At 66.4% G+C, this 1,263-nt stretch carries 1 protein-coding gene; it reads left to right on the forward strand.

The window, feature by feature from the left end:
• Nucleotides 1–66 precede the first annotated feature (66 nt).
• Nucleotides 67–1,202 (forward strand): IS3 family transposase gene (locus tag BM064_RS26680; protein WP_425426199.1). Its coding sequence is split into 2 segments (ribosomal slippage): nt 67–331 and nt 331–1,202, totalling 1,137 coding nucleotides; the frame shifts between segments, so codons are not numbered across the junction.
• The last annotated feature ends 61 nt before the right edge of the window (nt 1,203–1,263 follow it).

The following is a 1,263-nucleotide window of genomic DNA, read 5'->3' on the forward strand; positions in this document are numbered from 1 at the left end:
TGAGGTGGTCCCCGAAATCCGGACAGGCGGCTAAGCTTGGTTCGTCGAGGATCGAGGACAAACGGGATGACGGGGAAGAGGCGGCGCTACAGCGCGGAGTTCAAGGCGAAGGTCGCGCTTGAGGCGCTGAAGGGCGACCTGACGGTGGCCGAGTTGGTGGCGAAGCACGGGGTGCATCAGACGCTGATCCACACGTGGAAGCGGCAGGCCGTGGAGGGGATGTCGACGGTGTTCTCGGGCAAGGCCGAGGCGGCGACGGCGGACCGGGAGGCGGAGCTGTCGAAGCTGCACGCGAAGATCGGCGAGCTGGTGGTGGAACGGGATTTTTTACGGAAAGCCTCCGGACGATGAGCGTGTCTCGGAGGCGAGAGATGATCGACCCGGCTCACCCGCAGCTGTCGATCGCCCGGCAGTGCAGGCTGGTTGCGATCAGCCGATCCGCCTTCTACGGCCCGCCGAAGGGCGAGAGCCCGCTGAACGAGGCCCTGATGCGGCTGATCGACGAGCAGTTCCTGGAGACGCCATGGTACGGGTCACGCCAGATGGCCCGGCATCTTCGCCGCCAGGGCCACGAGGTCGGGCGCAAACGCGTACGGCGGCTGATGGCGAAGATCGGGGTGGAGGCGGTCTACCAGCGTCCGAAGACGTCCCAGCCGCATCCCGAACACCGCATCTGGCCATATCTGCTGCGGAACATGGTCATCGACCGCCCGAACCAGGTCTGGTGCGCAGACATCACCTACCTGCCGATGCGCCGCGGGTTCCTCTACCTGGTGGCCATCATGGACTGGGCGACGCGGAAGGTCCTGGCCTGGCGGGTGTCGAACACGCTGCACGCGGACTTCTGCATCGAGGCGCTGGAGGAGGCGTTGGCGCGCCATGAGCCGCCGGAGATCTTCAACACCGACCAGGGCGGCCAGTTCACCAGCCCGCGCTTCACCGGCGTGCTTCACGACGCGGGCGTGCGCATCTCCATGGACGGCCGCGGGCGGTGGATGGACAATGTCTTCATCGAGCGCCTCTGGCGCACCCTGAAGTACGAGTGCATCTATCTGCACGCCTTCGAGACCGGCTCCGAGCTACGCGCCGGGCTGCGCAGGTGGATCGCGTATTACAATGCCCACCGGCCGCACTCGGCCCTGGGCGGGAGAACGCCGAACGAGGCCTACGCAGCCCCGGTCGGCTATCAAGCGGCGGCATGACGAGGACCTGAACCAAGCTTAGCCACGCCGCGAAACTGTCCGGGGAATGGGGACCACCTCA

It is taken from the genome of Albimonas pacifica (assembly GCF_900113695.1).
Classification (GTDB): Bacteria; Pseudomonadota; Alphaproteobacteria; order Rhodobacterales; family Rhodobacteraceae; genus Albimonas; species Albimonas pacifica.